Origin of the sequence: Brevibacillus massiliensis (assembly GCF_000311785.1) — a bacterium.
In the GTDB taxonomy this organism is placed as follows: domain Bacteria; phylum Bacillota; class Bacilli; order Brevibacillales; family Brevibacillaceae; genus Brevibacillus_C; species Brevibacillus_C massiliensis.
Genome location: NZ_HE978540.1, coordinates 275,613 through 301,181 on the forward strand (window position 1 = coordinate 275,613; position 25,569 = coordinate 301,181).

Annotated in this window: 22 protein-coding genes, 13 tRNA genes and 2 pseudogenes; 2 read left to right on the top strand and 35 right to left on the bottom strand. The window is 54.3% G+C overall.

Annotated elements, in window-relative coordinates; genetic code table 11:
- Nucleotides 1–226 precede the first annotated feature (226 nt).
- The 8 genes from HGBM_RS13910 to purC form a co-directional block, all read right to left on the bottom strand.
- Nucleotides 227–586 carry a hypothetical protein gene (locus tag HGBM_RS13910; RefSeq protein ID WP_019121721.1) on the bottom strand — a complete coding sequence of 120 codons (360 nt, stop codon included), beginning with the start codon at nt 584–586 and terminating at the stop codon, nt 227–229.
- A gap of 110 nt (nt 587–696) precedes the next feature.
- Complete coding sequence (purN, locus tag HGBM_RS13915; protein WP_019121722.1) at nt 697–1,299, bottom strand: phosphoribosylglycinamide formyltransferase; 603 nt, start codon at nt 1,297–1,299, stop codon at nt 697–699.
- Nucleotides 1,299–2,339, bottom strand: a complete 1,041-nt coding sequence (gene purM / locus HGBM_RS13920) for a phosphoribosylformylglycinamidine cyclo-ligase (RefSeq protein WP_019121723.1) — start codon at nt 2,337–2,339, stop codon at nt 1,299–1,301. The genes purN and purM overlap by 1 nt, the downstream gene beginning before the upstream one ends.
- Before the next feature lie 22 nt (nt 2,340–2,361).
- A complete protein-coding gene (gene purF / locus HGBM_RS13925) occupies nt 2,362–3,780 on the bottom strand; it encodes an amidophosphoribosyltransferase (RefSeq protein WP_019121724.1) in 1,419 nt (472 codons plus the stop codon).
- Nucleotides 3,765–6,005, bottom strand: coding sequence for a phosphoribosylformylglycinamidine synthase subunit PurL (gene purL, locus HGBM_RS13930; RefSeq protein WP_019121725.1), 2,241 nt, complete (start codon nt 6,003–6,005; stop codon nt 3,765–3,767). Before purL ends, purF begins: the two co-directional genes overlap by 16 nt.
- Nucleotides 5,986–6,678: a phosphoribosylformylglycinamidine synthase subunit PurQ gene (gene purQ / locus HGBM_RS13935; protein WP_019121726.1), complete on the bottom strand. Its 693-nt coding sequence runs from the start codon at nt 6,676–6,678 to the stop codon at nt 5,986–5,988. The genes purL and purQ overlap by 20 nt, the downstream gene beginning before the upstream one ends.
- A 3-nt stretch (nt 6,679–6,681) precedes the next feature.
- Nucleotides 6,682–6,930: a phosphoribosylformylglycinamidine synthase subunit PurS gene (purS, locus tag HGBM_RS13940; RefSeq protein WP_019121727.1), complete on the bottom strand. Its 249-nt coding sequence runs from the start codon at nt 6,928–6,930 to the stop codon at nt 6,682–6,684.
- A complete protein-coding gene (gene purC, locus HGBM_RS13945; protein WP_019121728.1) occupies nt 6,923–7,642 on the bottom strand; it encodes a phosphoribosylaminoimidazolesuccinocarboxamide synthase in 720 nt (239 codons plus the stop codon). Before purC ends, purS begins: the two co-directional genes overlap by 8 nt.
- A 289-nt stretch (nt 7,643–7,931) precedes the next feature.
- On the opposite strand from purC, the gene HGBM_RS13950 reads away from it, so the two are divergent.
- Nucleotides 7,932–8,363, top strand: coding sequence for a hypothetical protein (locus tag HGBM_RS13950; RefSeq protein WP_026074412.1), 432 nt, complete (start codon nt 7,932–7,934; stop codon nt 8,361–8,363).
- Between the two features lie 107 nt (nt 8,364–8,470).
- On the opposite strand, the gene purB is transcribed toward HGBM_RS13950, so the two are convergent.
- The 14 genes and pseudogenes from purB to HGBM_RS14035 all read right to left on the bottom strand — a co-directional run bounded on the left by purB (nt 8,471) and on the right by HGBM_RS14035 (nt 22,729).
- Entirely contained in the window at nt 8,471–9,766 is a 1,296-nt protein-coding gene (gene purB / locus HGBM_RS13955) for an adenylosuccinate lyase (protein WP_019121730.1), read from the bottom strand.
- Between the two features lie 2 nt (nt 9,767–9,768).
- A complete protein-coding gene (purK, locus tag HGBM_RS13960) occupies nt 9,769–10,938 on the bottom strand; it encodes a 5-(carboxyamino)imidazole ribonucleotide synthase (RefSeq protein WP_019121731.1) in 1,170 nt (389 codons plus the stop codon).
- Nucleotides 10,935–11,423, bottom strand: coding sequence for a 5-(carboxyamino)imidazole ribonucleotide mutase (gene purE, locus HGBM_RS13965; protein WP_019121732.1), 489 nt, complete (start codon nt 11,421–11,423; stop codon nt 10,935–10,937). Before purE ends, purK begins: the two co-directional genes overlap by 4 nt.
- Before the next feature lie 357 nt (nt 11,424–11,780).
- Nucleotides 11,781–11,903, bottom strand: coding sequence for a helix-turn-helix domain-containing protein (locus tag HGBM_RS32505; protein WP_019121734.1), 123 nt, complete (start codon nt 11,901–11,903; stop codon nt 11,781–11,783).
- Between the two features lie 18 nt (nt 11,904–11,921).
- Nucleotides 11,922–12,293 (bottom strand): annotated as a pseudogene (locus HGBM_RS31705) (ATP-binding protein).
- Nucleotides 12,294–12,317: 24 nt separating this feature from the next.
- On the bottom strand, nt 12,318–12,668 hold the full coding sequence (locus tag HGBM_RS13985; RefSeq protein WP_187128426.1) for a histidine kinase dimerization/phospho-acceptor domain-containing protein: 351 nt from the start codon (nt 12,666–12,668) through the stop codon (nt 12,318–12,320).
- A 2-nt stretch (nt 12,669–12,670) separates the two neighbouring features.
- On the bottom strand, nt 12,671–13,513 hold the full coding sequence (locus HGBM_RS13990; protein WP_019121737.1) for a cache domain-containing protein: 843 nt from the start codon (nt 13,511–13,513) through the stop codon (nt 12,671–12,673).
- Between the two features lie 277 nt (nt 13,514–13,790).
- On the bottom strand, nt 13,791–15,161 hold the full coding sequence (locus HGBM_RS14000; RefSeq protein ID WP_019121739.1) for an NCS2 family permease: 1,371 nt from the start codon (nt 15,159–15,161) through the stop codon (nt 13,791–13,793).
- Between the two features lie 190 nt (nt 15,162–15,351).
- Nucleotides 15,352–16,890, bottom strand: coding sequence for a glutamine-hydrolyzing GMP synthase (guaA, locus tag HGBM_RS14005; protein ID WP_019121740.1), 1,539 nt, complete (start codon nt 16,888–16,890; stop codon nt 15,352–15,354).
- Between the two features lie 171 nt (nt 16,891–17,061).
- Complete coding sequence (locus HGBM_RS14010) at nt 17,062–19,308, bottom strand: transglutaminase TgpA family protein (RefSeq protein ID WP_026074414.1); 2,247 nt, start codon at nt 19,306–19,308, stop codon at nt 17,062–17,064.
- A 1-nt stretch (nt 19,309) separates the two neighbouring features.
- On the bottom strand, nt 19,310–20,515 hold the full coding sequence (locus tag HGBM_RS14015) for a DUF58 domain-containing protein (protein ID WP_026074415.1): 1,206 nt from the start codon (nt 20,513–20,515) through the stop codon (nt 19,310–19,312).
- Nucleotides 20,516–20,534: 19 nt separating this feature from the next.
- Nucleotides 20,535–21,488 carry an AAA family ATPase gene (locus HGBM_RS14020; RefSeq protein ID WP_019121743.1) on the bottom strand — a complete coding sequence of 318 codons (954 nt, stop codon included), beginning with the start codon at nt 21,486–21,488 and terminating at the stop codon, nt 20,535–20,537.
- A gap of 128 nt (nt 21,489–21,616) precedes the next feature.
- A tRNA-Arg gene (locus tag HGBM_RS14025) sits at nt 21,617–21,693 on the bottom strand.
- 409 nt (nt 21,694–22,102) lie between these two features.
- Entirely contained in the window at nt 22,103–22,729 is a 627-nt protein-coding gene (locus tag HGBM_RS14035; protein WP_019121745.1) for an isochorismatase family protein, read from the bottom strand.
- Nucleotides 22,730–22,902: 173 nt separating this feature from the next.
- Here HGBM_RS14035 and HGBM_RS14040 point away from each other — a divergent pair, with 173 nt between their 5' ends.
- Nucleotides 22,903–23,145, top strand: a complete 243-nt coding sequence (locus HGBM_RS14040; RefSeq protein WP_019121746.1) for an RNA chaperone Hfq — start codon at nt 22,903–22,905, stop codon at nt 23,143–23,145.
- Between the two features lie 161 nt (nt 23,146–23,306).
- On the opposite strand, the pseudogene HGBM_RS27460 reads toward HGBM_RS14040, so the two are convergent.
- The 13 genes and pseudogenes from HGBM_RS27460 to HGBM_RS14105 all read right to left on the bottom strand — a co-directional run.
- Nucleotides 23,307–23,946 (bottom strand): annotated as a pseudogene (locus tag HGBM_RS27460) (thermonuclease family protein); the annotation flags it as partial.
- Nucleotides 23,947–24,259: 313 nt separating this feature from the next.
- A tRNA-Leu gene (locus HGBM_RS14050) sits at nt 24,260–24,342 on the bottom strand.
- 39 nt (nt 24,343–24,381) lie between these two features.
- A tRNA-Lys gene (locus tag HGBM_RS14055) sits at nt 24,382–24,457 on the bottom strand.
- Between the two features lie 14 nt (nt 24,458–24,471).
- Nucleotides 24,472–24,546 (bottom strand) — tRNA-Gln (locus tag HGBM_RS14060).
- A gap of 7 nt (nt 24,547–24,553) precedes the next feature.
- Nucleotides 24,554–24,629, bottom strand: a tRNA-Thr gene (locus tag HGBM_RS14065).
- Between the two features lie 26 nt (nt 24,630–24,655).
- Nucleotides 24,656–24,731: transfer RNA gene (locus tag HGBM_RS14070), tRNA-Phe, on the bottom strand.
- 41 nt (nt 24,732–24,772) lie between these two features.
- A tRNA-Asp gene (locus HGBM_RS14075) sits at nt 24,773–24,849 on the bottom strand.
- A 78-nt stretch (nt 24,850–24,927) separates the two neighbouring features.
- Nucleotides 24,928–25,004 (bottom strand) — tRNA-Met (locus HGBM_RS14080).
- 25 nt (nt 25,005–25,029) lie between these two features.
- Nucleotides 25,030–25,105, bottom strand: a tRNA-Val gene (locus tag HGBM_RS14085).
- Between the two features lie 72 nt (nt 25,106–25,177).
- A tRNA-Glu gene (locus tag HGBM_RS14090) sits at nt 25,178–25,254 on the bottom strand.
- 14 nt (nt 25,255–25,268) lie between these two features.
- Nucleotides 25,269–25,353 (bottom strand) — tRNA-Leu (locus HGBM_RS14095).
- A gap of 13 nt (nt 25,354–25,366) precedes the next feature.
- A tRNA-Met gene (locus HGBM_RS14100) sits at nt 25,367–25,443 on the bottom strand.
- 29 nt (nt 25,444–25,472) lie between these two features.
- Nucleotides 25,473–25,563: transfer RNA gene (locus HGBM_RS14105), tRNA-Ser, on the bottom strand.
- Between the last annotated feature and the right edge of the window lie 6 nt (nt 25,564–25,569).

Below are 25,569 nucleotides of genomic sequence, written 5' to 3' on the forward strand. Positions count from 1 at the left end.
TTTTGAATGATGAAAAAAGATTAATGCAACGCTAGTGAGATCGCTTACAAAAATACTTGAGAAAAGGAGTCTGCCTTTTCATCATGACAGACTCCTTTCGCCCTCTAAATCTGCTGGTATTGAAGTTGTTGGCGTGCTTGTGCCAAGCGGCCCCTCGGGGAGCCAATCCGCTGCGTTCCCAAAATTCTGTTGCTGTCTGCCCAGAGATCCATAGAGTGTTCTTTTCTTATGTTCTCTGCCGCTTGGCAGCAGTTACTCGTTTCGTTGTTGTTGCAGACTGTTTTTTTTGTCTTCGGCGCCTTCTTTTGAACAGTTTTTTTGCCACTTCCTCCAACTGCCGCTCCATGTTGTTGATTTCTTCCACTGGGACAGTCGGGTCCGCTTTTATTTTCCGTTTGACTTTTGATTTTGTCTCTTTTGGTATATCCAGCCCCATCGTTTCCAGTTCAGCCAGCACGGCATCGAGGCTCTCATCACTCAATTCCGTCAGCTTTTCGGCAAGGCGGAAAACGTCCTCCATGGTCCATTCGCGGCCTGTTTTTTTACTCAGCTTCTTTAGTACATTGCTGGTCAAGTCGTCGCTCATCACGAAACTCCTCCCCTTTTTGCCTCTGTTTTACGGTATGTTTCAGTAGGCAAAAAGGTTAAGCGGGAATCATTCCATGCCCGGAACGGGAATCGCCAAATGACTGACTTTCAAAGCCGTTTCACGCACCGTCCGTCCAGCAAAATCCTTCCCTCCGACAACTCCCTGAGGACGTCGATCAGCAGCCGATGCTCCACCGCGTGGATGCGAGCGGCGAGGCTTTCCGCCGTATCCCCTTCCTCCACCGCGATCGGCTCCTGGGCAATGATCGGGCCGGTATCCAAGCCGGCATCGACATAGTGGACGGTGACACCAGTCACTTTAACACCGCAGCGAAGGGCCTGGCCAATCGCGTCTTTTCCCGCAAAGGCCGGCAGGAGTGACGGGTGCAGGTTGATCATCCGCCCTTCGTAAGCGCCAAGCAGCACGTCCCCGGCCAGCCGCATGTAGCCGGCCAGTACGACGAATTCGATGCCTGCTGCCTGCAGCCTGGCGACGATCTCCGTCTCAAACGCCGCTTTATCGGGGTACTCTTTTGGGCGAAACGAAAATACCGGCACATTGAGCCGGGCCGCCCGCTCAACGGCATAGGCCTCCGGCTTGTCCGAGACGAGCAGCGCTACCTCTGCCCCCGGCAGCCGCCCGTCCCGCGTCGCCTGTACGATCGCTTCAAAATTGCTGCCGCTTCCCGAGGCAAATACGGCCAGCCGCATCACCAAGCCACCCCGCCGTAGACGACGCCGCTCTCTCCCGCAGAAACCCGTCCGATCAGATACGCTTCCTCATTCAGTTCTGCCAGTGTCTGCATGACCGCTCCCGCCTGATCGGCAGACACTGCCAGCACCATGCCGATGCCCATGTTGAACGTGCGGAACATATCGGCCATGGAGACGCCGCCAAGCTCCCTGACAAGTTCGAAGATCGGGTGAACCGGCCACGAACCGCACTCGATTTCCGCTTGCACGCCCGCCGGCAGGACGCGCGGGATGTTCTCCGTAAATCCGCCCCCGGTGATGTGGGCGATCGCCTTCACGTCGTATTTGGCCAGCAGCGCCAGGATCGTCTTCACGTAGATTCTGGTCGGCGTCAAAAGCTCTTCGCCGAGCGTCTTGCCCAATTCGTCCACATGCTCGTGAAGCGACATGGCGCGGTCGGCCAACAGCACTTTGCGGACCAGGGAGAAGCCGTTGCTGTGCAGGCCGCTTGCCCGGATGCCGACCAGGACATCGCCCGGCTGGACACGGCTGCCGTCGATCAGGTTTTTCTCGTCCACGACCCCCACCGTAAAGCCGGCAATGTCGTACTCGCCCTCACTGTACATGCCCGGCATCTCCGCTGTCTCACCGCCGATCAAGGCGCAGCCTGCCTGCTCGCAGCCGTCGGCGATGCCTTTTACAATCGCTTCGATCTTGGCCGGGATCACCTTGTCACAGGCGAGATAGTCGAGAAAAAACAGCGGCTCCGCCCCTTGGACGACCACATCGTTGACGCACATCGCTACGGCGTCAACGCCAATCGTATCGTGGCGGTCCAGCGCAAAGGCGATTTTCAGTTTCGTGCCCACTCCGTCCGTCCCGGACACGAGGATGGGACGCTCGTACTTGCTGGCATCCATGCGAAACAGCGCACCAAATCCGCCGAGGTTGGTCATCACTTCCGGCCGGAGTGTGCGTTTGACATGGGTTTTCATCAACTCGACTGCTTCGTTGCCGGCGGAAATATCGACTCCTGCCTGTTTATACGCGTCGCTCATGACTTTTCCTCCCTAGCTGTTCTCAGCACTTTTCCGCTGGAAGTGCTCCCTCAAACTGGATTTCCGTCGGGTACTGTCCGTTGAAGCAGGCGAGACAATGGCCGCGGTTGGCCGTCTTGTCGCTGCGCCCGATCGCGTCCAGCATTCCTTCAACCGATAAGAAGGAAAGCGAATCGGCGCCGATCAATTGCCGGATTTCTTCCACCGACTTGGTGGCTGCGATCAACTCTTCGCGCGTCGAGGTATCAATCCCGTAAAAACAAGGATTCATCACCGGCGGCGAACTGATCCGGACATGTACTTCCGCCGCTCCCGCTTCCCGGAGCATGCCCACGATCCGCCCGCTCGTCGTGCCGCGGACAATCGAATCGTCGATCATGACGACACGCTTGCCTTCCACCACTTTGCGAACGGCGGACAGCTTCAGATGGACGCCCCGCTCGCGCAGTTCCTGCGTAGGCTGGATAAACGTACGGCCGACGTAACGGTTTTTCACCAATCCCAGTTCGTACGGGATGCCCGTCGCTTCCGCGAAGCCGATCGCCGCAGAAATGCTGGAGTCAGGCACACCCGTCACGACGTCTGCCAATACCGGCGCCTCTTCTGCCAGCTGCTTGCCCAGCCGCTTGCGGGCCATGTGCACGTTGATGCCGTCAATATCGCTGTCCGGCCGCGCAAAATAGATGTACTCAAACGTGCAGATGGAGCGCTCCGCCTTCTCGGTAAACTTGCTGGAAGTCACGCCCGCCTCGTCAATGACGATTAATTCGCCCGGTTCCACTTCCCGCCAATACTCGGCCCCGATAATGTCAAACGCACAGGTCTCCGAGGCGACACAGATCGCATCGCCCAACCGGCCCAGCGACAGCGGCCGCAAGCCGTTGGGATCGAGCGCGATCACCAGTTGGCGTTCGTTCATCACCAATAAGGCGTATGCCCCTTTGATACTCTGCAGCGCTTCTTTGACCGCGCCAGGCAGGTCCTTGCTCTTGGAACGGGCGATCAAGTGGGCGATCACTTCCGTATCGCTGGTCGTCTGGAAGATGGATCCTTTTTCTTCCAAATCCCTGCGAATGACGGACGCGTTGACCAGATTGCCGTTGTGCGCAACCGCCATGCTGCCGTGGGCGTAGCGGAAAAACAGCGGTTGAGCGTTCTCAATCTTGCTCGAACCGGCCGTCGTGTAACGGGTGTGTCCGATGGCGATATGGCCGCGAAACTTGGCCAGATCCGCTTTGCCAAACGCTTCGCTGACCAGCCCCATGCCGCGGTGTTTATACCATTTTTTCCCATCCGAGGAACACATCCCGGCGCTCTCCTGGCCACGGTGCTGCAGGGCGTGCAGCCCCAGGTAGGTAAGCGGGGCCGCTTCGCCGTGGTCGTATATCCCAAATACGCCGCACTCTTCGTTCAATTTGTCCCATATCATCCGATCAAGCATGGAATCGCATCCTTCCAAGCCGCTTTCAGCTCAGCCAGCGGCACGTCTACAGCATCGCGTGCATTGACCTTGAGGACGAACCGTTCACCGCCAATCTTGCCAATCTGCTTCGCCGGAACCCCGGATTTTTTCGCCAGAGCAAGGACCTCTGCGGCGAGTTCGGGGCTGGTGCTGACAACGATGCGGGATTGCGATTCACTGAACAGCGCCACATCAGGGCGCAGCTCGGTCTCCACCGCGATCTCGACTCCCAGATCCGCTCCAAAGCAGCACTCCGCAAGCCCTGCGGCCAGACCGCCCTCCGACAAATCGTGAGCCGATTGGATCAATCCGGCGCGAATCGCCTCCAGGACCATCTGCTGCAGTGCCGCCTCTTTCTCCAGGTCCAGCTTCGGCGGGCGTCCTGCGATCCGGCCCAACACCAATTTCTGGTACTCGCTGCCGCCCAACTCTGCGTAGGTCTCGCCGAGGAGCAGGATGACATCGCCTTCCCGCTTGAAGTGCTGTGTCGTGATATGGGAGACATCCGTGATCAGGCCGACCATCCCGACGACCGGAGTAGGGTAGATCGCGTCACCGCTCCGCTCGTTGTAAAAGGAGACGTTCCCCCCGATGACCGGCGTATTCAATGCCCGGCAAGCTGCGCTCATGCCATCGACGGCTTTTTCAAACTGCCAGAACACCTCCGGCTTATCCGGGCTGCCGAAGTTGAGGCAATCCGTCACGGCCAGCGGCTCTGCACCGGCACAGACGACGTTTCGCGCCGCCTCCGCGACGGCGATCGCCCCGCCCGTCTCCGGATCGAGATAGACGTAGCGTCCATTGCAATCCGTGCTCATCGCCAGTGCTTTGCGGGTGCCGCGGATCATCACCACGGCCGCGTCCGATCCCGGCTTGACCGATGTAGAAGCGCGGACGATGTGATCGTACTGCTCATATACCCAGGCCTTGCTGGCTACCGTCGGCTGAGCGAGGATTTGTTTCAGCGTTTCGCCCAGGTCCTGCGGCACCGGCAGGTCAGTCGTATCGATCGATTCGTTTTCTCTGTAATAAGCTGGGACAGATGATGGTTTATGGTACACCGGCGCATCTTCCGCCAGGCTGTCCACCGGCACATTGGCTGCCACTTCGCCCTGATGAAGCAAGCGCAGCATCCCGTCATCGGTAACGCGGCCGACGACAGCCGAATACAGTCCCCACTTGTCGAAGATCGCCTTCACTTCCTGCTCCCGGCCCTTTTCCACGACGACCAGCATCCGCTCTTGGGACTCGGACAGCATCATCTCGTACGGCGTCATCCCCTGTTCCCGCTGCGGGACGAGGTCGAGGTTGAGCTCGATGCCGTTGCCTGCCTTGGATGCCATCTCGGCGCTGGAAGAAGTGAGCCCCGCCGCTCCCATGTCCTGGATGCCGACGACAGCTCCCGTTTCGATCAGCTCAAGGCACGCTTCCAGAAGCAGCTTTTCCATGAACGGATCGCCTACCTGGACAGCCGGCCGCTTCTTCTCCGATTGTTCGTTCAGCTCCTCCGAGGCAAATGTGGCCCCGTGGATGCCGTCGCGGCCCGTGCTGGCTCCCGCGTAGATGACCGGGTTGCCGATTCCTTTCGCGACCCCTTTTTGAATTTGGTCGTGATCGAGCAGGCCGACACACATGGCGTTGACCAGCGGATTTCCTTCATAGGTTGGATCAAACTGGACTTCGCCGCCCACCGTCGGAATTCCGATGCAGTTGCCGTAGCCCCCGATTCCGGCAACGACGTTTTCAAACAGGTACTTGACCCGCGGCGACTCCAGTTCGCCGAAGCGGAGAGAATTGAGCAGGGCGATCGGACGCGCGCCCATCGAGAATACGTCGCGGACAATACCTCCCACCCCGGTCGCCGCTCCTTGGTAAGGCTCAATCGCAGACGGGTGGTTGTGGCTCTCAATTTTAAACACGACGGCTTGATTGTCGCCGATGTCTACAATCCCCGCTCCTTCTCCCGGACCCTGCAGGACGCGCGGTCCTTTGGTCGGAAAACGGCGCAGGACGGGCTTGGAGTTTTTATAGGAGCAGTGCTCCGACCACATGACGCTGTACAACCCCGTTTCCGTCCAATTCGGCTGACGCCCGAGCAATTCCACGACACGGCTGTACTCCTCGTCCGTCAATCCCATGTCGGCGTACAGGCGCTGCTCGGCGATCTGTGCTGGCGTCGGTTCCTTATGCGTGAGTTGTGGCACTGTTTCTTTCCCTCCAAGTCGTCAAAATTGAGGTAAAAATGCGTTTCCCGTCATCTGAACTCATCCATTCATGTACAGCCCGCTCCGGATGGGGCATCATGCCAAGGACGTTTCCTGCTTCATTCACGATGCCGGCGATATCGTCAACCGATCCGTTCGGGTTTTCCCCTTCATAGCGAAAGACGATTTGCCCGTTCGCCTTCAGCCTGGCCAAGGTTGCTTCGTCACAGAAGTAGTTTCCCTCCCCGTGGGCGATCGGAATCTCTATCACTTCGCCCGCCGCGTAATCCCGCGTAAACGGCGTGGCATTGCTCGCGACCCGCAGCTTTACGAGCTTGCAGCGGAATTTCAGCGAATCGTTGCGCAGCATGGCGCCTGGGAGAAGTCCCGCTTCCAGGAGAATCTGAAAACCGTTGCACACCCCCATGACCAATTTGCCTGCTTCTGCCGCCTTGACCACCTGCTCCATCACAGGAGAAAACCGGGCGATGGCGCCGGTACGAAGGTAATCGCCGTAGGAAAACCCGCCGGGCAGCAAGATGACATCGTACGCGGAAAGGTCGGTAGTGCTGTGCCAGACGTAATCGACAGAAACCCCCATGATATCTTCTACCGCATTGAACATGTCCACATCGGCGTTGGAGCCTGGAAAGACAATGACAGCTACACGCATCGCTCAGCCCTCCACGATCTCAAAACGATAATCTTCAATGACGGTGTTGGCCAAAAGCTTTTCGCACATCTGTCGCACCCGCTCTTCAGCCAGCTTGCGGTCTCTTGTATCGAGCACCACTTCCATGTACTTGCCGATCCGCACCTCTTTTACTTCGTCAAATCCCAATGTGTGAAGCGATCCTTGTACGGCATGCCCTTGCGGATCGAGGACACTTTCTCGGAGTGTCACATAAACCACGGCTTTACACATGCATTTCCCCTCCTAAACGGCGCAGCATTTCTTGATAAGCTTCTTCCACACCGCCGAGATCGCGGCGAAAGCGGTCTTTATCCAATTTCTCTTTTGTCTCCATATCCCAAAACCGGCAGGTGTCCGGCGAAATCTCGTCAGCCAGCAGGATGTTCCCGTCAGACGTCGTGCCAAACTCCAGCTTGAAGTCGACCAGAATGACATTTCGCTCGGCGAGATACGTTTTTAAAATCTCGTTTACCTTAAGGCCAATCGACTCCAACACCGTCAGGTCGGCATCATCGGCAATCCCGAGAACCCTGGCGTGGGAGTAGTTGATCAGCGGATCGCCCAACTCGTCATTTTTATAGTAAAACTCCACCACAGGCTGTTTGAGTGCCGTTCCTTCGGCAAAGCCGAGCCGTTTGGCAAGCGAGCCGGCGGCAATGTTGCGCACAACCACTTCAATCGGGATAATCCGCACCTGACGAACCAACTGTTCCGTTGCCGACAGCGTCCGGATGAAGTGATTGTCGATCCCACGTTCCTTCAGCATCGTAAAGAAGATCGAGCTGATCCGGTTGTTCAACTCGCCCTTGCCCGCAATCTGTCCTTTTTTTTCACCGTTAAAGGCGGTCGCGTCGTCTTTGTACTCCACCCAATAGACATCTGGTTCGGAAGTCCGAAAAACCCTTTTCGCCTTTCCTTCATAGAGTTGTTCCCGTTTTTCCACAACGGAGTCCCCTTTCTTCAGGCAAACGATTCGATATCAAAGTTATTAACGAACATTACAATCTAATTTAAACATAAACATACGTGTTTATCAACGAATAAAATCATTTATTCATTCGACAAATGTTCGGATTTACCCCCTTCCCATTTCCCCTTCCCTGGCTGAAATGACGGATGCTATGGATTTGTACGCTTGAGATTGTCTATTTTTCGCCAACCTCCGGCGTTTTGTCCACGCATCTTTGCCGGATTTTCATACATTGCTGTATTGAACGAAGGGAGGTGAGACCATGCGTGCACGAGTTCTTGATTACAGAGCGGTAGAACCTCGCCGCAGATTTAACAGAGCGACTGCATTCGTTATTCCCCGAACACCTAGGAGGGTTCGACTGGCCACCCTGCGCGTGACGATCCCGACTTCTGCCCGGAGAAACAAGGTGGAATTGATTGCGACGGTTGGCGTACGAGGAGTTACCGGCATCGCGCAGATCGTCCTCCGCATCTTCCGCGACGGGAGAGAAATCTTCAGAACGCGGCAAGGGGTGGAATCGGCAGGTTCCGAGCAGAATTACGTCATTACTTTCCAGGCGATTGATTTCAACCTGGCAGCAGGAACACATGTATACCGCCTCACTGCCGAAAATGCCGCTGCAGGCACGAGAGCAGATGTCGTGGGACCTGTCTCATTCAGCGCCTTGGCGATCAGACAAACCGTTTCATAAGCAAAACCTTTGGGCGCTTTTCCGGCGCTCCTTTTTTACGACAACGGGGATGCAAAAAAGCGCACACCGCTTGATTTTGTGCCAAGCGAAGTGCACTTTGTATGATCTTACAGCAATCCGAGCCGTTTAAATATCGTGTCCACGTATTTCAGGTGGTAGCGGTAATCGAAGCAGTCGTCCAGCTCCTGTGGCGTGAGCAGCGACTTGACGGTTTCATCCGAACCGATGATCCCCCGAAACGAGCGCTGTTCTTCCCAAGCCTGCATCGCCCGCGGCTGAACCGTATCGTACGCCTGCTCGCGGGACAGCCCCTTGTCGATCAGCTTCAGCAAAACCTGCTGCGAGTAGATCAACCCGAAAGTCCGGTCCATATTCCGCTTCATGTTTTCCGGGAAGACGGTCAGGTTTTTCACGATATTGGTAAAGCGGTTCAGCATGTAGTTAAGCAGCTGCGTCGCGTCCGGCAAGATGACGCGCTCGACGGAGGAATGGGAAATGTCCCGCTCATGCCAGAGCGGTACGTTCTCGTAAGCGGACAGCATATGGCCGCGGATCACCCTTGACAGGCCGGAGATGTTCTCGCAGCCGATCGGATTGCGCTTGTGCGGCATGGCCGACGAACCTTTTTGTCCCTTGGCAAACGGCTCCTCCACTTCGCGCAACTCGCTCTTTTGCAGGGCGCGGATCTCTGTTGCAAACTTGTCCAGGGAAGTCGCGATCAGCGCCAGCGTCGCCATGTACTGGGCATGCCGGTCCCGCTGCAGCGTCTGCGTGGAGATGGGCGCGGGGGCCAGTCCCAGCTTTTCGCACACGTACGCTTCCACGAACGGATCGATGTTCGCATACGTGCCGACTGCACCGGAGATTTTTCCGACAGCCACCTCGCGGGCAGCATTGCGAAAACGCTCCAGATTGCGCTTCATCTCTTCATGCCATAGAGCCATTTTCAGGCCAAACGTGGTCGGTTCGGCGTGTACGCCGTGGGTCCGCCCCATCATCACGGTGTCTTTGTATTCGCGGGCCTTCTCAGCCAATACGGCGATCAGCCGCTCCAGATCCTGCTCTAAAATCTGGTTGGCCTGCCGCAGCAGGTAGGAGAGCGCCGTATCGACGACATCCGTCGAGGTCAAGCCGTAGTGCACCCACTTCTTCTCCTCGCCCAGCGTCTCCGATACCGCCCTGGTGAAGGCGACGACATCGTGGCGGGTCTCCTCTTCGATTTGATAGATCCGCTGGATGTCAAAACCCGCATTCTCCCGCAGCTTCCGCACGTCCTCCGCAGGGATGACTCCAAGCTTTGACCACGCTTCGCAAGCGAGAATCTCCACCTCAAGCCAGGCGCGAAACTTGTTGTCTTCGGTCCAGATCGCTGCCATTTCCGGCCGCGTATATCGTTCAATCATCGCTATCCCTCCATTTTTTCCCAGATGCCCAGTTCGTCGATTATGCTCAAGGCGTCCTCTACAGTATCTGCCAGTACGTTGATATGCCCCATTTTCCGCTTGGGCTTGCTTTCATGCTTTCCATACAGGTGCAATTTGCACGCGGGAGGCAGTTGTTCCAGCTTCTCCGCTACTTTCTCCACATCGTCGCCCAACAAGTTTACCATCACCACGGGTGAAAGCAGTTTGACCGAGCCGAGCGGAAGATTGCAGACTGCCCGAAGGTGCTGCTCAAATTGGGAGGTCACGCACGCGTCCATGCTGTAGTGGCCGGAGTTGTGCGGACGGGGCGCCAATTCATTTACATACAGCTGATCGTCGGCGGTCAAAAACATCTCCACGGCAATCAGGCCGACGACATCCAGTTTCTCCGCGATCTCTCCGGCAATCTGCTCTGCTCGCCGGGTTACTTGCGGAGATATTCGCGCCGGGACGATCGACATGTGCAGGATATTCTCCCGATGAATATTTTCTGCGACCGGAAAGGTGCTCCATTCTCCGGAAGCGCTGCGAGCCGCGATTACAGACAGTTCTTTGACAAACGGAATGTATTTTTCCACGATCAACTGAACGCCTGGTTGAGACAGGGCCGCAAACGCCCCTGCCAGTTCGCTCTCGTCCCGCAGCACCCGCTGTCCCTTGCCATCGTAGCCGCCCGTGGCCGTCTTCATCACACAAGGAAGGCCGAGCTCGACTGCTGCTTCCTGCAGCTCTTCCTGCGACGCGATGACCCGAAACGGGGCGACCGGAATCCCCAGCGACTGGATCGTGCTTTTCTCCGTGATGCGGTTTTGCGTGATGGACAGCAGGCGGCTTCCCTGTGGAACAAATGACGTCGATTCCAGTACCTCCGCCACCGCCGCATCCACATTTTCAAATTCGTAGGTTATCAAATCACACGCCTGCGCCAGCTGCTCCGCTCCCCTGATGTCGTCAAAGGCGGCGACGATCTGCCGGTCAGATACTTGTCCGCCGGGCGAATCCGGCGTCGGATCCAGCGTCACAAAGCGATAGCCCATCGCCCGGCCGGCGAGTGCGATCATCCTGCCCAGCTGCCCTCCGCCCAACAGCCCGATCGTCTTGCCAGGCTTTACGATACGATCAGCATGTTTGTTTGCACAATGTTTACTCACGGCAGTTGACTATCCTCCAATACTTTTTGGCGAACGGCCTCGCGGCGCGAAGCAAAGCGCTCTTGGATATCGGGATACTTAATGCCCAGGATCTGCGCCGCCAGCAAACCGGCATTGATCGCTCCGGCCCTGCCGATCGCAACGGTGGCCACAGGCACTCCGCCCGGCATCTGGACGATCGAAAGCAGCGAATCAAGCCCGCTTAAGGCAGACGACTTTACCGGAACCCCGATCACCGGCAGTTCGGTTTTCGCTGCCACCATCCCCGGCAAATGCGCCGCGCCGCCGGCTCCGGCAATAATGACCTCTACGCCCCGCTGTTTCGCTGTCTCTGCGTACTGAAACATCAAATCAGGCGTGCGGTGTGCCGACACCACCCGCTTTTCGTACGGAATCGCCAACTCTTCCAGTATATCACAAGCTTCTTTCATTGTTTCCCAGTCAGAGGTGCTACCCATAATCACGCCTACCAAGGCATTCTCCATGCTGCCCTCGCCCCTTTTGCAATTCGTGGATTGCCGCAGGCAGGTGTTTTGCGCAAATACCTGCGAATCAAATTCAGTGTACCAAGCAGCGAGAAGGCCTGTCAAGGAATTTGCCGAACGTTTTTAATGAATCAAACAGTTAATATTCGGTTTTTATCAAAGGAATCGATGGTGCCGCATGTGCAGGGAAAAACCGGCTGCCCGATTCCACATGTCGACCTCCTGCTGCGGATGATAGTCCTGACCAAATAGCGAAGGCAAGGTCAAAGAACCTTGCCTTTTCATCACGACCGCGCCGTATGTGTCCGCACGCCAGCAAGAGGATTAACGCGAAGACGCCGACTGCTCTTTTTGGCTTCATCCTTGTCTTTCACTCCCGCTCGCCTTCCACCGCTTCAGCTTGTAGATGAGCGCATGCCGGGAGATTCCCAGCAGGCTGGCTGCCCGGAGCTGATTTCCGCCCGTTTTCGCCGCATGCACATCCTTTCTTATGCAAGGCTATCGTGGAAATTTGCAGCAGATGCTTGTTCCTTCGCCTACCCTGCTCTCAATCTCAATCTCAATCGTTCCCCCATGCTCGGTAATGATGTCTCTTGCAATGGTGAGCCCGTATCCCGAGCCTTTTTCTTTTGTGGTAAAAAATGGATTAAAAATCTAATCCACATTCTGCTCGGGAATACCCATCCCGTTATCCTTAAATGCGACGACCAGCCATTTTTCTTCGCCTGTCTTCACCTCCTCTTTTACGCTTATCTCCAGGAGACCGCCGGAGGGCATCGCTTCGATGATGTTGAGGATCAGATTCAAAAAAGCCTGGATCAACGTGTCTTTATTGCCGAGCAGCGAAGTTTGGCGGGTTAGCACGTTCATGGTGACCTGCACTTTCGCTTCATTTCATTTGAACCGCAGCAAATGAATCACCTCCCGCAGAATGCTGTCTGTTTCAACAGGTTCCTCGGCAGGATCCTTCATCTTGGCGAAGGACAAAAAATCGTTCACGGTACCGTTCATGCGGCGAACCACCCTGTGTATGTCGTCTGCCAATTCCCGGATCGCCTGCGGGTCTCGCCTGGCCTCCGGTTCATCCAACTCCTCCACCAAAAGCTTCGATGCCCCGGATAAGATCGCCAGCAGATTCTTGATTTCATGGTCAATTCCCGTCGAGATTTGGCCGATGAGCGCGTCCGCGGGCAGCCCCGTCAGCTCAACCAGCTTCTGGTTTACATATGTAATGTGATTTGTCATGTTCACAGTGAGGATCGCGTAGGGCGGGATATCTGCGTCAGTTTGGTGATCGGGTAGAGAATCTGCCTCATCCCCATTCCAATGAAAAACAGCGACAGCAGCAGAATCCCCAGAAAGCCGATGCGCAAGATCATCGCAAGACGGTAGAGCGGTACAAAGGCAACCTCTTCCGGGATTCCCAGAATCAGCCCCCATCCCATTCGCGTCGGCTGGTAGGCGATGATGCTTTCCTCCCCTTGAAACGTATCCCTGACCAGCCCGAACCGATCCAGGGACAGCAGAGAAAAGATAGGCTGTGCCGAGTAATCCTTGCCGATGTCAGCAGGATTGGTCGAAGCCAGGACCTTGCCTTTGCGGTCAAAAATATAGCTGAAGCCGCCATGCGACAGTGTAACCGTTTCCAAAGGATCGGACAGGTACTGCTGGCTGATCTCCGCGATGACAATCCCTTGGAACGTGTACTGCTGCGTGGTTACAGGGACGGCTACCGTCACGGCGCGGTAATCCCGAAAGTTGAAGATCATGTCGGAAACGTGGTAGTTCAGACTCCATTTCACTTTCTCAAAATCCGGATACTCGTAAGTGGCGACTGGCAAATCGGGATCAAACGGAGCTTCAAACACCAGCTTTTTATCCTTGTCGATGAAGGTGACAGACTGGATCAAGGGCGTCCTGGCAATCGTCTGCTTGGCCCGCGCGAACATGGAGCCGACATCGACGCTGCTGTCGTCCTCCTGTTTGGCGATCATCTCCAACTGAAGGATGACGCTGGTCATATCCGCTTCCAGCCGCTTGATCAATGCGTCCAGGTTGACCAATTTCTTCTCCGTGATCTCCTTTTCCATGACGGCTTCCGTATAACCCATCGTCATGGCTTAGATCAAGCCGATCGGAATGATGATCACGACAGAAAAGATCAGAAGGTACGTTTTCGTTACACTGTTTTTGATGTATTCCAGCTTCATGGTTACCCTCGGCCATAAGTTGATGGATTTATCTGAATTTTAACACATGCGAGGGCTGAGCTTCGCTTTTTTTCCTTTACCCTTTTGCAATGCCGTCCATAAGAAAAAGCCAACCTCGCAATCAAGGTTGGCTTTCGCATCTTGCTCTTATCAGTACTCATTCGTGCAGCCAGATGAAGTAGACAAGGAAAATCACGAATAGAAGGTACATGATCGGGTGAATCTGCCGCGCCTGCCCTTTGAACAGCTTGGTGATCGGGTAGACGATAAACCCGCAGGCGATCCCCGCCGAGATGCTGAATGTCAGCGGCATCATGACCACCGTCAAAAATGCCGGCAGCGCTTCTTCGATCTCATTCCAGGCGATCTTGGTCATATTGGAGGCCATCAACACTCCGACGATGATCAATGCGGGTGCGGTAACAGCCGGAGTCACCACAGTCAAAAGGGGAGAAATGAACAAGGCAACAAGGAAACACGCCGCTGTCACGATCGCGGCGAATCCGCTTCGTCCGCCTGCCGCAACCCCTGCCGTAGACTCGACGTACGCAGTAGTCGTAGAGGTGCCGAGCACCGCACCGGCCATCCCGGCGACCGCGTCGGACGCCAATGCCTGTCCTGCCCGCGGCAGCCTGCCGTCCTTCAGCAGACCGGCCTGGCTGGCTACGCCAATCAGCGTTCCCGTGGCGTCAAAGAAACCGACAAACAGAAAGGTAAAGATGACGATCAGCATATTGCCGCTGAACAGTACGGACGGGTCGGTCATGTAAGAGAATGCGGCTCCAAATGTGGGCGCCAGGCTTGGCGGCGCATCGAACACTTTTTCCGGCAGGTCCACAAGTCCAAATACCATCCCGACGACGGCGGTAATCGCCATGCCGATGAAGATGGCGGCATTGATCCGGCGGGACATCAAGATACCGGTGACGACCAGTCCAAACGCGGCCAAAAGTGCATTCTTTGCAGCCAAAATGTCTTCCGGGCTCATCCCCGAGTGGAAGCTCAAATGACCCAGGGAGACGATTGTCGCTTCGTTGGCAATCACGATTCCCGCATTTTTCAAGCCGAGAAACGCGACAAAAAAGCCGATACCCGCTGAAGTGGCGTACTTGAGCCCGGGTGGAATGGAGTTGATGATCGCTTCACGAATACCGGTAAGCGACAGAATCAGGAAGATCGTACAAGAGATAAAGACACCTGCGAGGGCTTGCTGCCAGGGAATGTTCATGGTCAGAACAACCGTGTAGGTAAAAAACGCGTTTAAACCCATTCCCGGAGCCAACCCGATGGGCAGCCGGCCGAAAATCCCCATGATCAGCGTACCAATCGCCGCGGCCAGGGCCGTCGCCGTAAAAATGGCGCCAAACGGCGGGTAGTTGGCTTTCAGGTCTGCTCCCAAATCCGCCCCGCTCAAAATGAACGGATTGACCGCCAAGACGTAGGCCATTGCCAGAAACGTGGTGATGCCGGCGATGATTTCGCGGCGGTAATTGGTTCCCAGCCTGTCGAACTCAAAATACTTTCGCACTGACTTTTCCTCCTCTTGTTCTTGCAACTAGTCTTTCCATAAAGTTACATCGGAATCATAAGTCCAAAAAAGAAGACTGCCTTCCGTTGACATGAGAAGTGTAGCAAGAAACGAAACAGGCTGTCAATAAAAAAACGAACATTCTTCTGCATAAAACAGAAAAATATCCGTTTTTATCTTGATCACCAGCTTATTCCCACTCGATCGTCGCAGGCGGTTTGGAGGTCACGTCGTAGACGACCCGATTGACGTTCTCTACCTCGTTCGTAATCCGGGTGGAGATTCTCTCCAGTACGTCCCACGGAATCCGCGCCCAGTCGGCGGTCATGCCGTCGATTGAGGTGACTGCGCGAATGCCCACCGTATAAGAATAGGTTCGCACGTCGCCCATTACCCCGACGCTTTTCATATCCGGGAGAGCCGTAAAGTACTGCCAGATTTCGCGGTCCAACCCCGCTTTGGCGATCTCCTCGCGCAAAATCTCATCTGATTCACGAACAATCGTCAATTTTTCTTCCGTCACTTCACCCAGCACCCGAATGCCCAGCCCCGGTCCCGGGAACGGCTGACGCCAGACGATCTCATCCGGCAGCCCCAGTTCGGTGCCCAGCTTGCGCACCTCGTCTTTAAACAGGGTCTTGAGCGGTTCGATCAGCTTGAACTTCATATCTTCAGGCAGTCCGCCCACATTGTGGTGGGACTTGATCGTGTGTGCGGTGGCCGTACCGCTTTCGATAATATCGGTGTACAGCGTCCCCTGCGCCAGGAAGTCCATATCCTTCAATTTTGCCGCTTCTTCATCGAAAACGTAGATAAACTCGTTCCCGATAATTTTGCGCTTTTGTTCCGGATCGGTCACTCCGCGAAGCTTGTCCAGAAAGCGCTGCCGGGCATCGATCTTGATCACCTTCATGTCAAATTTGCCGACGAAGGTCTCCATGACACCTTCGGCCTCGCCCTTGCGCAGCAATCCGTGGTCGACGAACATACAGGTAAGCTGATCGCCGATCGCCCGGTGAATCAACGCGGCAACCACTGACGAGTCGACCCCGCCGCTCAATGCGCAGAGAACCTTTTTATCGCCCACTTGATCGCGAATCCGCGCCACCTCGTCGTCGATAAAGTTGGACATGCTCCAATCGCCCGTGCAGCCGCAAATGTTAAACAGGAAGTTGCCGATAAATTCGTTCCCTTTTACGGTATGGCGCACCTCCGGATGAAACTGAACCCCGTACACCTTTTTTGCCGGATTGCTCATGGCCGCTATCGGACAAGCGGGACTGGTAGCGTCAATCTCAAAGCCTTCGGGCAATTCGACGACCTTGTCCGAATGGCTCATCCACACGATTTCGTTGTCCTCCCACTTATCGTACAGCTCGTGCCTCCGCTGAAGCTTGAGCTCCCCTTTTCCGTACTCCCGCACACCTGCCCGTTCCACTTTTCCTTTCAGCAGATGGGCGGTCAGCTGCATGCCGTAGCAGATACCGAGAACCGGAATTCCCAACTCGTAGATAGCCGGATCAATCGTAGGGGCGCCTGCTTCGTACACGCTCGCCGGCCCGCCCGAGAAAATAATTCCCTTCGGCTGCAGAGCTTTGATCTTGTCAATCGGCGTATTGTAAGGCAGCAATTCGCTGTACACTCCCAAATCGCGTACCCGCCGGGCAATCAGTTGGTTGTACTGGCCCCCAAAATCGAGTACGACTACCATTTCCATTGGTTTGTCCATAAGTATCCTCCTCACCTCTCAGAAAACTTGGTCCTGCACCAAGCATCCGTACAAGCGGCCGCCTGATCAACCAAAAAAAACGGGTCATCCTCCTTTGCGGTTAACCGAAAGGAGGAGTCCCAGTTCTTCTGGTACTAATGAAGCACATTCTAGCAGACCGCTCCAAAATATTCAAGGCTTCAATTGGGAAGCCAAACGCTCAACGATTTTATTGGCCGTTTCCCGAGCCTTTGCCCCGATCTCCTTGTACCCGTAGCAAACTTTTTCGTACAGCTTCGTCAGGTACAGCAGATCCTGGCGTTTATCGCCTGAAAGACTCAGACGCTGCACGTACTCCCGCAGCGTTTCCGCCGGTTTGCGGGGGAACAGGATGCGCTCGCACATGTACAGCAATTTTTCATATTTTTTATGGAAATGATCTTCTTGATATGCTGACATCTGCCGCTTCAGCCACCAGATCAGCAGATAGCGGCGGCTGATCCATGCTGCCAGCAGCACGGCTGCGATGATCCCCCCTGCAGCAGCCAACATCCCTTTGGAAAGGTGGATTCCCGCGGACCCCGACTCCTTGTCGCCTTCCCGTTCATTGCGTGTCCTGTCTTTTTGATCTTTCGGTTTGTCCTGTTGGGCCACCGGCAGCACAGAATCGGGCTGTGTCTCGATCGGCAGATCATAATTGACCCGGACGGGCGAGACGAAAGAGGTCGTCGCCTCGAAAGGAATCCAGCCGTACTGGGGAAAGTAGACTTCTACCCAGGAGTGCGCATCTTTGCTGCGCACCTCGATGATCTTTTGATGGTCCTCTGTTTCTCCTATCTCGGTCCCGGGAGCAAATCCTTTGACCCAGCGGGCCGGAACACCAACGGAGCGAAGCATGACCGTCATCGCCGTAGAGAAGTGATCGCAGTAACCGCGGTGGCTCTCAAACAAAAACTGGTCGACAAAATCTTGATCCGGTCCCGGAGTCGGCACGTCTTTCGTCTCGTAGCGAAACCGCCCGCCCGTACGCAGGTACGATTCAATCGCCCGCACCTTATCGTAAGGAGTTTTCGCATCCTTTGTGATCGTTTCTGCCAGTTCCTTCACGCGGGCCGGCAATTCATTCGGCAATTGCAAATAGGAGCGGCGAATCTCTTCGCTGTAATTGGTGCCGGCTTCTGTCAATTTTTTCACACTGATCACAGGAGCCTCGGCAACGAGCTTATAGCTGACCAGGTTGACCGGGGAGACATGCAGTTCCTGTGTGCCGCTCGCTCTCCGCTTCGGGTCTGCAAGCCTCGAGCCTCTCAGCAGGTCCTCTCCCCTGATCGTCTCCAAATGATTGCTTTTGCGATCGTACACGATAGCCGCGTTTGACGGCGTGTACGCCAAGATCTGGCGCAATTGTCCCGGATAAAAAATCAACGGCAGCTTCTCCAGCTCGGAAAAGTTGAGCGACGCTGTCACCTTCTCCGTGTCCAGCCCTTTAAACATCTCTTCTTCCCATTTGTGGGTGCGCGGTTCTGCGATGGCCTCGTAGACAACGTCGGATTTTTCCCAGCCTTTTCCGGTGTAGATATCTTTTGAATCGCCGCGCCAGTAAAACTTGTCGCCCACGATCGCGCGAAACACCATTCTGTCATCCTGGGCAAACGGGCCGCCGAGATTCTCGTCGTCATCGTCGTAACCCACTTTTTTCATGACCGCTGTACTTCCCCCCGCGCTCTGCTTCCCTTGCAGAAAGGCAACCGGGTCAGGCCAGCTCGGCGCATGTTTCGGAGCGGCGTAAGCAACCCCTACAGAAAACAGGATAATGACCATGGGAACAAACAGGGATTTCCAGAGGGCAAAACGGCTCTTGGCCCTGCCCGTCGTGAGCCGCTCCATCGCCAGCAGGTGGTTGACGGCCAGCAGCAGGAAGCCGAAGATCAGGGTACGGATGATCCCGCCGCTTGCTTCGTACGGAACAAACGTATCCAAGGTTGCCAGGTACACCTCTGTCAAAAAGACAAACCACAACCCCTGACGCTGCTCCACCACCAGGTAAAACAACAGCGATGCGAGAGCCGCCAGCAAGAGATCAAACAGCAGATTTCGCGAAACGAGCGACATTTCCAGCCAGTTTTGTCCCAGCGCAAGCGGGATGTCCTGTTTGAGGTGGATGTAGGTCTGTTTGATCCACTGCAGATGCAGGATGCTGTCTTGAAAAAACGATGCATGAACGAGCCAGATCACTCCTGCCAGCTTCAATACGGCAGCCAGGACGCGGCGTTTGAGCAAGAGATCGAGGAGCAGAACGCCCGCGGTTACCAGATAAAACGGACTCAGGTCAGCCGTATCAGTCAAGGCAGCCAGCGGCAGCAGCCATTCCCTGATCAAAAGGAACAGGAATAGAGCGGCAAGCCATTCCATTGCCTTCGTTGATCTCCACGTCTTCACCTTAAACACCTCCGATCCGTTTTAGCTCGGCAAATTCGCTCAGGTGGAGTGGACGGCAGACCACCTTTGCCGCCGTCAACATATGCAAAACCCGCTGCTCTTCCCCGCTTAAGGGCTTGGCATGGACCAAAAAGAGGTGCACATTTCGCCCGGAGCGGGACAGTTCCATCAGTTGGGCGACCACTCGCTGCTCAAGCGACGGAGTAATGACAGCGAGCGTCATGCCCAAGGGAATTTCCAGCGCTTCCCGCCCAATCACCTGTGAAAACGGCTCATCTCCATCCGGCATGACATGTGCCAACTGGTCAAACACGCGGAAAAAATGCGCCTGTGTGCCCCCGGTTGGGATCGCAACGCGCTGCTGAGCATGATAGATAAAGCCAAAGGGAAAAGGTCGCCTGCTGCAGTAGTAGACAAGGCTCGCCGCCAGTTTTACCGCCAGCTCAAACAGCTGCGGGTCCTGCCCGGCATAGGCAAGCTTGTTGACGTCGAAGAAGAAGACGACCTGGTTCATTGCCTGGTGCTCGAACTCCTTCGTCTTCAGACCCAGGCCGCGTGCCGATGCCCGCCAGTGAATCTGGCTCAACCTGTCACCCCACTGGTAATCCCGCACTCCGCGCACGGCGGCGATGTCGTCCGAGCGGCGATGGGGGACGGGAACAACGCCGCTGATTCGTCCGTCTCCTGTCGCCCAGTGGGTAATTTTCCGATAAGACGGGTACACCAGAAAATCGTTCGTGATGGGAAATGCCTTGGACCGTTGGATGAATCCAAAAAAATCCCCTGCGCTAACCACGCACTCCTGCAGGACGTAATGTCCCCGCGGCAGTGACGGGATCACGTACCGGACCTCCATCTCGCGGCGAAAACCGGGGAAGAGAAGCTCCCGATGCGGCTCGTAGTACCCGGCCAATTTATCCGGCAGCGGCTCCACGAGCAAGTACCAGCCCAGCGGAAACCAGATCTTTCGCCTTAGCCGCAGCGTGACGACTACATCCTCCCCATCGCGGAGCCGGCTCGCCTCGATTTCCCGCTCCACCTCCAGCGTCGCAAACATCAGCAGGTAGGTAAGCGCCTCGTAGCTGGCGAAGGTCAGGCTGCTGTAAAAGAGAAACCAGCTGGCAAAGCCGCCCTGAAACTTGGCAAAAACATAGGTGATCAGCACCAGCAGGGCAATCTTGTATTTACCGTATTTTCGTTGTCTCACGTTCCCGCTCACCGTCCTCTCAACCGATCGGGACACGTGTCTCCTGCAGTACCCCGGAAAGCAAGCGGTCAACCGTTGCCCCTTCCAGCCGCGCCTCGGGTTTCAAGATAATCCGGTGGCGGAACGTAACCGGTACCAGTTCCTTCACGTCATCGGGGATGACAAAGTCTCTCCCCCGCAAAAATGCCAATGCCTGCGAGGCCCGGCAGAGCGCCAATGCCCCCCGCGGACTAACCCCCAGATATACGCTCGGGTGGCTGCGCGTCTTGTGGCAGAGGCGGACAATGTACTCCTTGACTCCCTCGCTGACTTTGATCGAGTCCACTTCCCGTTGAAGGGCTCTCACTTCTTCCACCGTCAAAACCGGCTCTACTTTGTCGATTGGCTGTTGCCCGATGAAGCGGGTGAGTATTTGCATTTCCTCGTTTTCCGTGGGATACCCCAATTGAAGCTGCAAAAGAAACCTGTCCAATTGCGCTTCCGGCAGGGGAAAAGTGCCTTCGTATTCCAAAGGATTTTGGGTCGCCATGACAAAAAACGGTTCCGAAAGCCGGTGGGTCACACCATCAACCGTGACCGAATGCTCCTCCATCGCCTCCAGTAAAGCTGACTGCGTTTTGGGCGACGTCCGGTTGATCTCGTCTGCCAAAATGACATTCGCGAAAATCGGACCCGGGCGGAACTCAAACTCCATCGACCTCTGATTGTATATCGATACCCCTGTGACATCCGTCGGAAGCAAATCCGGCGTAAACTGCAGCCGTTTAAAATCCCCGCCGATTGAGCGGGCAAGCGAGCGAACCAACATGGTCTTGCCCACGCCCGGGACGTCTTCCAGAAGCACATGCCCTTTTGCCAATAAGGCCACAATACTCAGTTCAATTACTTTTCTTTTTCCAATCAGTACTTTTTCAATATTTTGTATCAGGTTTTCAATGGCTTGATGCGGTTGATCCAGCTTCATAACACTCATACTCACAACTCCTTGTCCGTAGACTAGCAACATTCCGTTTTTGGAAGAAGCGTAAATATTCGTATGGGAATTTTCCAGGTCTAATTAGCAAAAAAGAGCAGGTTTTCCTTCCTACTCTATATCACAAATGGCGTGCCCTGAGAGATTCGAACTCCCGACCTTTTGATTCGTAGTCAAACGCTCTATCCAGCTGAGCTAAGGGCACGTGGTATTTAATTTCCAGTCGATACATGGGGTCATTCAGGGCGATACGGAAAGGGAATTCCTCATACAAGTATTCATTCTATCGTGTTACATAATACCACGAAATTGACAAAATGGCAAAAAGTCGCTCCGGACCAATCTTTTCCTTTTAAAAATATTAGTGACTCATTCCGGACATACTAACTATAAAAAAACGGAGGTATAGACACATGCAGACGAAAAGCAGAAGGATTAGCGGAGCGTTAATTATCGGCATCGTGGTCGGAATGATAGCCCTGCTTATCCTGTCTACCGTGATCACGATCTGGCCCCATTAGCTTTCAGGGAAAATGAAAAAAACCCGCCTTCGCTGCCAACCAGGCGAAGACAGGGCTTCGGGAGAATGTGGGTTATGATTGTACCGCATTCGCTTACCTCAGCTTTTTGATGACTTCCTCGGTGGAAGCGATCTCGGCAATACAGAAAGACAAGCTGGTGAGAACAGCCTTTTGCACCTCTTCAGCACTCATCGATCCGGCCCCCAAATCAGGGTGATCCATGGTGCCGTTTGCATCCGAGACAAAAATCACTTTATAATCCCGGAATTGGGCGTCTCTCGCCGTCGACTCGCAACACATATTGGTGACCGTTCCGGTAATGATCAGCGTATCGATTCCCCTGTTTCTCAGCTGCGTCTCCAAGTCAGTGTTGTAAAACGCGCTGTAGCGATGTTTTTTAATCAACAACTCCCCTTCTTTGGGGGCGATCTCCTGATAGATTTCCACCCCTTCTGTTCCGTCAACCAAAGCGGTTTGGCTGCCGATCGGTGCCCAAAAATCAGCCATCAACCCCATGTCTCCGCGATCCTTCCCGTGGACATGCGCTGTGTAGATGATGGTCATTTCCTTTTCCCTGCAGGCATCCAACAGCCTTTTTATATTGGGTAGCATGTCGTACGCCATCGGAACAAACATGGGAGCTCCCGGCCTTACAAAGTCGTTCTCCATATCAATGACAAGCAAAGCAGCTCTTTTGGGATCCTCAATACTGAATCGCATAAATCTCCTCCCATATGTTTTTTTGTCGTTCGTTGTTTTAACGCAATATTAAAACATTTGCGTAATTCTGTCAATGATCGTAATGCAAAAGCCATATTCCTTTCTCGTCGACAGGTTTATCTCCCTGATGCTTATGGTAGAATGTAACTGAATCCGACGATAGAGAGAAAGGGATGACTACATTGAAAAAATTAGCGGTACAAGAGATGTTTTTGGATTATGTAATCTCACATCAGGTTCCGGTTGCTCTGATTACAAAGAACGGCGTTCACATGAAAGGGTTCATTATTGCCACCGACCCATACACGGTAACGTTACAGATACAGTCAAAGCAAAGCCTTCTTTATAAAGCTGCCATATCGACAATTATTCCTTCCAAACCCGTACCACTTCACTTTGGAAACAATCCTGCATGATTGTATAGGTTTGCCCATTGTGAATTTGTCTCAAGCGTGTCTCACCGTTTCCACGGCAAAAGCCTTGATTTTTCAGGGCTTTTTTTCCTTTTAACAAATAAGGCTCGGGGAACCCTCGTATCTCGACGAATCAGCCCCTCTCAAACGAGAAGGGCCTCTTTTTACTCACAAGCTATCCCATCGTTGTCACGATCTAAACCAGGGCGATAACCAGGATCGCCACGATAAAGCGGTGCCGCACCTGCGGCTCTCGCTTCTTTGCAATTTTTGTAATACACACTATTTTGTGGTTTTGGTTTAGGTTCTGGATTCGGCTCGGACTTCGGATCGGTTTTTGATTCGGGCTTTTGCAGCTGCGAATCGGTAACTTGCGGGCCTGGTCCGTTTTTCTTTACCAGTTTGGGATGGTACTTGGGCGTAGTTCTCGATCGACCAGATGCCGATACCGGCTTTCTGAGCCTTCTTTTGAATTTCCTGGTACCTGTCCACGTATTTCACGTTCGGCTCGTATACATTTTCTACTCGTGCAAGTCCCTTTTCAAGAAGCATCTCTTGAACTGACTTACCATCTATGTACACGTAGTATAGCAGACGGCCGTATTTATCTGGGCCGTTATTGACGTCCTGTTCAAGTTCCACTGTTTTACCGGCCAAAAGTTCCTTGACGAAGTTACTTGCTTCCTTTCCTAATGGCTGCTCACCATATTTAGGATGTTTGGTATCTGGAGCATCGACCAAAAGAAAGCGGATCGTTTCCTCTTTATCATTCAACTGTACCTTAATTGTATCGCCGTCTACTACTTCAAAAAACTGTTGCCGAGAGCTTTAATGGCTTATTATCAGTTGGAGTAGAGAGAGTTGTATTCGTTGTCTGCGCAATTAAGGGTTGTGCAGTCATTGGTGAACTAACAGGTGCATCGTTTGATCTCTCCGTGTCGCCTCTGTTTCTTTCTTTTTGGATGAGCCGTTTGTTTCATTTGCTGCGGAATTAGTGCTACCACTTGATCCAACTTCGCACATAACTCGTGTTGCCGCTGGGTGTCATTTGTCATGCTAGGGGAGCAAAGACAGATTGGAAACAAAAAAACCTTGATTTCTCAAGGTCTTCTATGTATGGTGCGGGTGAAGGGACTTGAACCCCCACGGTTGCCCGCCAGAACCTAAATCTGGTGCGTCTGCCAATTCCGCCACACCCGCATGTATTCATATATCGCATTACGATCTAAGATTAAAAACTGGTGAGCCATGAAGGACTCGAACCTTCGACCCTCTGATTAAAAGTCAGATGCTCTACCAACTGAGCTAATGGCTCGTGAAGATAAAAAGTGGCTGGGGCGCCTGGATTCGAACCAGGGCATGACGGAGTCAAAGTCCGTTGCCTTACCGCTTGGCTACGCCCCAAAAAAAATGGTGCCGGCGATAGGACTTGAACCCACAACCCCCTGATTACAAGTCAGGTGCTCTACCAATTGAGCTACACCGGCATTGCTGCTATCATGTTCAAAAAAAATGGTGGTTCGGGACGGAATCGAACCGCCGACACGAGGATTTTCAGTCCTCTGCTCTACCGACTGAGCTACCGAACCATTTTTATGTATTTAACAAGAACGGGAACGCTACCTTGAAATGGCGGAGCTGACGGGACTCGAACCCGCGACCTCCGGTGTGACAGACCGGCGTGAACTCCAACTTCACCACAGCTCCATTATTGGTTGCACCCTTCGAGTACCAGCATTCTACTTGATCTAAGATGTCGATTCGACGTAGTTCAAGTAGATAAATTGGTTGCGGGAGCAGGATTTGAACCTGCGACCTTCGGGTTATGAGCCCGACGAGCTACCGGACTGCTCCATCCCGCGACGATAAAAAGTGACCCAGCAAACATGGTGGAGGCTGACGGGATCGAACCGCCGACCCTCTGCTTGTAAGGCAGATGCTCTCCCAGCTGAGCTAAGCCTCCGCAACACCCCACAAAGTGACGTAAGCCTTCGAAGGTAATTCCGCGTACTTTGCGGGGACTCCAAACAATTTATGGTGACCCGTAGGGGATTCGAACCCCTGCATGACAGCGTGAAAGGCTGCTGTGTTAAACCGCTTCACCAACGGGCCATATGCAATATTTATGGTGCGGTCGGCGAGACTCGAACTCGCACGGGTCGCCCCGCCACCCCCTCAAGATGGTGTGTCTGCCAATTCCACCACGACCGCTTAAATACGTTTTTGGTAGCGGCGGAGGGGATCGAACCCCCGACCTTTCGGGTATGAACCGAACGCTCTAGCCAGCTGAGCTACACCGCCATGCTGATTCCTTATTCTTTATGAGAAACTGGCGGAGAGTGAGGGATTCGAACCCTCGCTACGCTTACGCATACTAACGGTTTAGCAAACCGTCCCCTTCGGCCTCTTGGGTAACTCTCCGTAGGC